The sequence below is a fragment of the Bacillus sp. 05T31 genome, assembly GCF_056396725.1.
Genome location: NZ_JBFTMA010000399.1, coordinates 1 through 7,334, shown reverse-complemented (window position 1 = coordinate 7,334; position 7,334 = coordinate 1). Strand labels below are relative to the sequence as shown.

Annotated in this window: 7 protein-coding genes and 1 pseudogene; 1 reads left to right on the top strand and 7 read right to left on the bottom strand. The window is 37.1% G+C overall.

Annotated features, from left to right (window positions below):
* The 7 genes and pseudogenes from AC1DJR_RS20350 to AC1DJR_RS20320 all read right to left on the bottom strand — a co-directional run.
* A partial coding sequence (locus AC1DJR_RS20350) for an SIS domain-containing protein (protein ID WP_477003365.1) occupies nt 1-353 on the bottom strand: 353 nt, incomplete at its 3' end.
* A 64-nt stretch (nt 354-417) separates the two neighbouring features.
* Nucleotides 418-1,019: pseudogene (locus AC1DJR_RS20345) on the bottom strand (ROK family protein).
* Between the two features lie 106 nt (nt 1,020-1,125).
* Nucleotides 1,126-1,293: a DUF6903 family protein gene (locus AC1DJR_RS20340; RefSeq protein ID WP_016129204.1), complete on the bottom strand. Its 168-nt coding sequence runs from the start codon at nt 1,291-1,293 to the stop codon at nt 1,126-1,128.
* On the bottom strand, nt 1,283-3,439 hold the full coding sequence (gnpA, locus tag AC1DJR_RS20335; RefSeq protein WP_477003366.1) for a 1,3-beta-galactosyl-N-acetylhexosamine phosphorylase: 2,157 nt from the start codon (nt 3,437-3,439) through the stop codon (nt 1,283-1,285). The genes AC1DJR_RS20340 and gnpA overlap by 11 nt, the downstream gene beginning before the upstream one ends.
* Entirely contained in the window at nt 3,351-4,199 is an 849-nt protein-coding gene (locus AC1DJR_RS20330; protein ID WP_477003364.1) for a carbohydrate ABC transporter permease, read from the bottom strand. Before AC1DJR_RS20330 ends, gnpA begins: the two co-directional genes overlap by 89 nt.
* 15 nt (nt 4,200-4,214) lie before the next feature.
* A complete protein-coding gene (locus tag AC1DJR_RS20325) occupies nt 4,215-5,105 on the bottom strand; it encodes a carbohydrate ABC transporter permease (protein ID WP_002200805.1) in 891 nt (296 codons plus the stop codon).
* Between the two features lie 69 nt (nt 5,106-5,174).
* Nucleotides 5,175-6,518 (bottom strand): carbohydrate ABC transporter substrate-binding protein, encoded by a 1,344-nt coding sequence (locus AC1DJR_RS20320; RefSeq protein ID WP_429688163.1) that lies wholly within the window; start codon nt 6,516-6,518, stop codon nt 5,175-5,177.
* Between the two features lie 169 nt (nt 6,519-6,687).
* Here AC1DJR_RS20320 and AC1DJR_RS20315 point away from each other — a divergent pair.
* The coding region (locus AC1DJR_RS20315) for a cupin domain-containing protein (protein WP_477003363.1) at nt 6,688-7,334 on the top strand (647 nt) is incomplete at its 3' end.

Here is a 7,334-nt window from a genome sequence, read left to right as displayed (position 1 = left end):
CTTCTAGCAAATGAAACGAGTAAGGTTGGAAAATCCTTTTTAAAGAATTGGTAAGGATTTGAAACCAACGTAGTTGTCGGAATGCTTAGCATTTCCCATTGTTGTTCATCCACCTTTTCTTTTAGATAAGGGGTAACTGTATCCCCGACATAGGCAGACGTTCCAGCGCCTGTAAAAACAACTCGAACCCGGCTGTGTTTCGTTAATATTTTTTGTAAAAACTCTTCAATCCCTCTGATTTTCTCCGCATATAAAGCAAAGGTTTCAGCCCATAAATCAGGCTGCTGTTTTACTTCCGCCGTTGTTATTGATGCACCTAACGAAACTAAGTTTTCTTGACTTAATGTAAACATATTCGTCCACTCCTCTACCTATTTGCCATCATTCTCTTCATAAAAGAAGATCGGCGCCGCCTCATTACATACCTTCAAACACTCGTAATCCTGCACCAGTAACTCCATTATTTTGTGCCAATGTACTAATACTCATCTGTTCCAAAAGATGTTGGTGTTCAGGAAGCTGATAAATTTTCAGTTTCGCTTTAATTAACTCTAGTAGAAAAGGATTTTTCACAATGACACTGCCACCAAAAACCATTTTGTGTGGATCCAATAAGCAGGAAATCGTATAAAGTCCTTGAGTTAAGTAGTCGGTTACTTCGTTGATGATGAACTGATATTCCGGTACCTCGTTTATATAACCAGCAAAAACATCCTTTGTTGAAATAGTATCTACCTGTAAGTCCCTTTCGGCTATTCTTTGAATCCCTGGCCCAGCAGCGATTTTTTCTAATCGTTCATTGATCCCCTTCGAGAGGCGCCAATACCTTCGATATCAGCGATGGAAATCGATGATTTTCTGAGAACTTGTTCCACAGCTTCTACAACTCTACCAAACATTTTTTCCCGGTCTGAAGGATCACTTTTTATTTCCGAACGTTCAAGCAGTTCGCCTGTATCCGAAATGACTCCCGCTGCAATCTTCGTTCCCCCAATATCAATGCCGACTGCCTTTTTCATTTGTCCGCACCCCTAGGTTTGTATTTGAAGTATTGAGTAATGTTTTATAATTGTTATCGTTAAACATATATACGATTCCTTGATCAATCCACTTGCCTTGGTTGATTTATACGTATTTCCGATTGTAGTCATAAAGTAGCCCTAAGAGACCAGCTAATCCAATCAACATCATACCTAGTTCGAATTTACCAGCTGTCTTTTGGTAGATGATAATCAAAGACAGACATACGATAAACACAACAATTTTAATAATGAATAAAGCGCTAGCCTTCATTTGAAACATCCTCCCACCTGATTTCACTAGGTGCCAACGTCACTTCTTTTCTGTTTCCTTGTCCGTCATATACAACTGTCTTTTGTTCGATCATCGAGTTGTTAACAATCGCCATTTTTTGAATAGATGGATATGCATGGACTTCACAATAAATATTGCTCGCATGATACTTTTGAAACTCTCCTTCTTTATTGGCAGCATAGTATAACGCGCGCATCAGCAGACGTGTATTTTCTTCACTGTATGGCAGCCCTGCTATATACACAGCTCTACCTTCTCCAAACGGATGACTAGAAAGATGAACTTCTCCATTTGAATATTCGATTATTTCGGTTTTATCTGATAACGCATAAATGTTTTTCATTCCTTCACCAAAATCAAATTTGGTGCTGTCAGCAGAAATAAAATGATTTTCGACAGGATTAATAAAATATTTATCTGTGGATAAGCTAAATCCTAGTTCTTTGTCAACACCTAAGACGTTCGCCAATTGAAAATAATGTCCTTCATGCTGATAGGCTGTCGGTTCACCAATTCCTATGAAGCCTCCGCCATTATACATCCAGGCCCTGATTGTAGTGACTAACTTTTCATTAATCCAATTAGCCCCTCCTGAAAAAGCTGTGCCCACATCGCCAGCATTAATGATAACGTCAATATCCTCTGGTATCCCATCGTTAATAACATCATCAAAACTAATGAATGAAACTTCCACGGCAGCCCCGCTCAAGGATTCTAAAACACCTAAATAAGAATAAATTTGTTTATACCATAGAGCATGAGCAACCATATGTGTTTGCCAAGTTCTCAACTTGCCCCAAGAGTTCAAAATTGCAACTTTAAGACCGTTATATGGTTGAACGCCTTTGATCGTGTCATGAATTTCACGAAACTCCTCAGTAACTTTTTCAATATAAGAGATAAATTCTGGGAATTGATAAGCTAGACTTAAATAACCGCCATAGCCGATACGATCAACAGGGTTCCGTAGTAAAGCTCTTCGCGCCGTTAACCAGTTTTCATTCGCTTCAATCGTCGGGTTGTTACCTTCGTAAAAAGTATCTGGGAAGAAATAAGGTAAGAATCGCCCTTCTGTGTAACGAACATGTGGTATATCTGCAATCATACGTAGTGTGGCTCCGCCGCCTACACTGCCTACAACTGCGTCCAATCCGATATTTTCAAAGTATTTCCCATATGGTTCTGTACCAATCCAGTTATCACCAAGGAACATCATTGCTTCTTTTCCACTTTCATGGACAATATCCACAAGCTTCTTTGCTTCTTCAGCAACGAACTTATGAACAAAATCTATATAATCTAAAAAAGCAGGGGTTGGAATTCGAAACGAAGTATTATAATAGCCTTGATCAACAATGTCCTCTGGCCTTAAGCGATAGCCCTTTTCTTTTTGAAAAGCATCCAAAGCAGCAACTGAAACACTTGCACCATAACCGAACCAATCGACAAATTTCTCTTTGCCAAGATTATTGAACACAAGGGTAAAATGATAGAAAAAGGTTGTAAACCTGACCACATCTGTATCCGGATTTTCTGTCAGCCATTGTTTTAAATAGGTTTTCATAAATTCATTGGAATGTGGCTGCCTGACATCAAAAGGAATATCATGCGGCTTATCTCCCCAATTATTAGTAATATGATTGTACATTTGGGTTGGATCCCAAATCGCATAGACTAGGAATGAAACCGTATATTCATGCCAAGGAATCGCCTTCGTAATCAAAACACGATTTTGCTCTTCATTTACTTCCCAATCATTTACGTCAATAACTTCTCCGGTTGTCCGGTCAATAACCTCCCAGTATTTTTTAGGATTGTGAACGTAATCCGGCTTTAATTGTTCCTCAAAGTAGCCTTTCATAAAATCAATTTCAAGGGTGTCAGTAAGCGCAGTATTGAATAAGCTCATTAAATAAAGTTGCTGGCATTCATCCATGTGCTTCTCTGCGAACTCATTGTGAGCTCGAGCAACAAAATAAGTCGTATAAATTTTTGCATCCAATTGTTTAATATCATCATCTAGTTTCGTTCCATCACTATCGCGAATCGCATCTGCACCCCATCGTTCCATCAATTCTTTTGTTTCCTTGGGCAATAATGTATTCGTTCCAAAAGGCAAGAAAATTAAATAAAATGACGGCAATAATACTTGGACGAGCTATCGGAATCATGACTGAAATCATTGTTTTGAAATATCCGGCACCATCGACCAAAGCCGCTTCCTCATACGTGGATGGAAGCGATTGAAAAAAACTAGACAGCAAGTAAATGGTAAATGGTAACGCCGTCGCCGCATATACCACAGCTAAAATAAATAAATTGTCTAGTAGAAATCCATCACCCAGTTGGCCTCGTAAAAAGGTATCTCCGTCCAATAACATCAAGAAAATTGGAACAACAATGTAGTTCACATTGATGAATAATCCAGCTTTAAAAAAAGTATTTATTAATTTACTTCCTCTAAAGGTATATCTTGCCAACACATAGGCTGCTGGTAAGGCCACAATCAATAAAATAAGCAGAGCCAACGCAGTTACCATGACTGAATTCAACATGTAGGTACCCATGTTTGCTTTTTGGAAAGCATCGATAAAGTTTTGAAAATAGAAACTTTTCGGCATGGCCCAAGGACTTCCGTAAAATTCTGAATTTTGCTTCACTGAGGCTAAGAAAACCCATGCAACAGGAATAATAATAGAAATTGCTAACGTAATCAGTGCAACATATATAAAACAGCGATATATTGCTTCTGTAGTCATTCCTTTTTGGGGCTTCATTGTTTTTGGGGCTTGATAAGCTGTTTCTACAATCATTTCTTTTTTGGTTTCCACCGTTTTTGGATCTCGATAAGCTGTTTCTGTATTCATTCTTTTTTGTGTTTCCATCGTTTTTGGCCCTCCTTAATACTCCAACACTTCCCTTTTAGTGACACCGCTGATAATTGCAGATAATGCGAATGAGAATAGGAAAATGACCACCCCAATAGCCATACCGTAACCGTAAGAAGAATTAGTGTAAGCCTGCTTATACATGTAGCTTAAAAACACCTCCGTCGATCCATCAGGTCCGCCGCCAGTCATYGCTTGAACGAGTAGAAAACTTAAATTAATCGTACTAATAACGAAGAAAGTTAACGTCGTCCGAATGTTATTCCAAATTAACGGTAAAGTAATACTGAAAAATTGTCTGACCCGTCCAGCACCTTCCAAAGCAGATGCTTCATAAAAGCTTTCCGGAATACTTGCCATTGCCGCCATATACATAACCATATAGTAACCAATCGCTTGCCAAATGAGTGCCCCGCCAATGCTGTAGATAGCAATTTTTTGATTGCCGAGCCACATCTTTTGAAGGTTTTCAAGGTTAAATAAAGCAAGTATATTATTTAACAATCCTGTAGTTGGGTCATAAACTGCAGAAAATATTCCCGCGATAACTACAACGGATAAGATATTTGGGATATAAAAAATAATCCGAAAGAAGCTTTTACCCTTTATTTTTTCTCTTGTTAACAAAGTGGCAAACAAGATTGCCAGCACCATCGTGATAAGTGTGACGATAACAATTAATACAATACTGTTTTGGAGAGATCGAAAGAAGTTCATATCATTCCATAAAATCTTGAAGTTATCGAGCCCAACAAATACTTTATTATTAGAAAATCCTCCCCACTTATATAAGGACATCCTGAATACCTCAATCGTAGGAACAATCATAAAAATAGCTAACAGAATTAGTGCGGGTGCAGTACAAACAAAAATAAAAATTCTTTTTTCTGTTGTCTTATTCATGCCATCACCTCAGTTAATAAGTACAATGGTGAGACTAGCGACTCACCATTGTACGTAGTGAAAACTAATTTATTTTAATGCAGACCGTAATTGGTCACTCACTTTTTCAACAGAGCTTTGCCAATCTTTCACCTTTTTATCACCAGAAATAACACTGTCAATCGTTCTAAATAATGTATCCGGCATACTTACCCCTTCAACGGCTTTCGTTGCAGCAAATCCACCTATCCCCACTTTCACTCCATTATCATAGATACTATAGAATGATTTATTTTCACCTGTCAGTTTATTAGAAAGGCCTTTGATAGGCTGAATCGCACTGGATTCCGCAAAAATTTCAGCTGCCTTATCCGAATAAACAAACGTCATGAAATCTTTAGCAAGTTGTTTATTTTTAGCTGCCGAAGGAATCCACATTTGCTCAAAGAAAGTAAATGCATAACGGTCGCTATTAGCATCAATTGTTGGTAAAGCCATCATGCCCCATTCAAACCCTTTAGATCGAGGGGCTTCTTTCATTTCACCAACTACCCACGTACCATTTGGCATAAACAAAGCTTTGTTATCGAGAATCAATTGTTGATTTTTCTTATAGTCTTTATCATTTGCATTCGCAACTGTAGTTGGCTCTGTATATTTTCCTAATTTTCCGACAATTCCGAAGGATTTTGTTGCTTCAGAAGTTTCCCAAACACCATCTGCATATTTCATAGCTTTATTAAATAACTCAGGTCCACCCACCCCTAATAGTAAAGAGTAGAAGAATGTATCAAAGTAGCCTGTTGTAGGATAAGTAAATAAAGAAATTCCTTCTGCTTTCGCTTTATCTCCCAAAGCCCACATCTCATCCCAAGTCTTCGGTACTTCCCAACCTTTTTCTTTTAATAAGCTAGCATTATAGAATAATCCAGTTGGACTATAGAACATCGGTGCCATATAAATTTTACCGTCATTATAAGGATTAGTCGCAGGTGTACCAGTAAGCCCTGGTACTAATTTATCTTTGACTTTAACATCTTCACCATAAACATTTCTATCAAAAACATCGGTAATGTCTTCTAATGCTTTATCTTTAATCAAAGTTTCTGTTAGTGCCTGTTTTCTCCCGGTTGCCAACAACACAACATCCGGATACTTTCCTGCTTTCATATTTGAGCCTATGACATCCTCAAGATTTTTGTCCACTGTCAATTTAACATCAACTTTTGGATTAGCAGCTTCATATGCGTCAATCACTTCGCTCCACATCTCTTTACCATAAGCCGATTCAAGTGTTGCCACATGAAGGGTTTGTTTTTCACTGGAGCCTTTACCATCCTTAGAGTTATCAACTTTTGTAGTATTACCTTGGCAAGCTATTAAACTAAAAGATAACAAAGCTGTCATTCCAGACAACAATAACTTTTTTTTCATCTTTATTTACCCCCATCTCCTAATCTTCCTTTCATAATTAAAGAATACAAAATAGATAACGCTTTCACAATAAACATCTTGTTCTGTTTTTTAGATATCTTGCTTTTTACTGAATATCCCACTAAAATCTTTATAACATAGATAAAAAGTCTACGAAGGAGGGATTCATTTGTCCAATGAAGTATATGAGATTCCACAAATTCAACGAAACCATCTTCCAGTAAAACTTCTTTATATAACAAAATCAAAATACGATAAAGATTGGCATAGTACCATTCATGCGCATCACTTTACAGAGCTATTGTATATTACCAAGGGCAAAGGAACTTTTATCTTTTACAAAGAAGAAATCCCTGTCCAAGAGCACAATTTGATTATCATCAATCCAAATATCGAGCACACAGAAAAATCTGATACGAATCACCCACTTGAATACATCGCACTTGGTATTCAAGGTTTGTCCTTTTCATCCATAGAAAATCCTAGTCAAGTCACTATTCACAATTATAAACAGGATCAAAAGAACTTCCTCTTCTACCTTCAGCAATTAATTGAGGAAGTGGAAAATCATCAAGAAGATTACGATTTAATTATACAAAATATTCTGGAAATTTTACTACTTAAAATGATGAGAAAAAAATCTTTTAATGTAGAAAAAACATCTACTCAAAAAATCAATAAAGATATTGAATTGATTAAAAACTATATTAAGCAGCATTTTCACGAAAATATAAGTCTGGATACATTAGCAAGAATCAGTCATATTAATAAATATTATTTATCTCATTCCTTCAGGAAATTCGTTGGTGTTTCTCC

Coding starts and splice junctions, on each gene's coding strand:
- AC1DJR_RS20340 (WP_016129204.1), bottom strand. CDS start 1,293: ATGAAGGCTAGCGCTTTATTCATTATTAAAATTGTTGTGTTTATCGTA.
- AC1DJR_RS20330 (WP_477003364.1), bottom strand. CDS start 4,199: ATGGAAACACAAAAAAGAATGAATACAGAAACAGCTTATCGAGATCCA.
- AC1DJR_RS20320 (WP_429688163.1), bottom strand. CDS start 6,518: ATGAAAAAAAAGTTATTGTTGTCTGGAATGACAGCTTTGTTATCTTTT.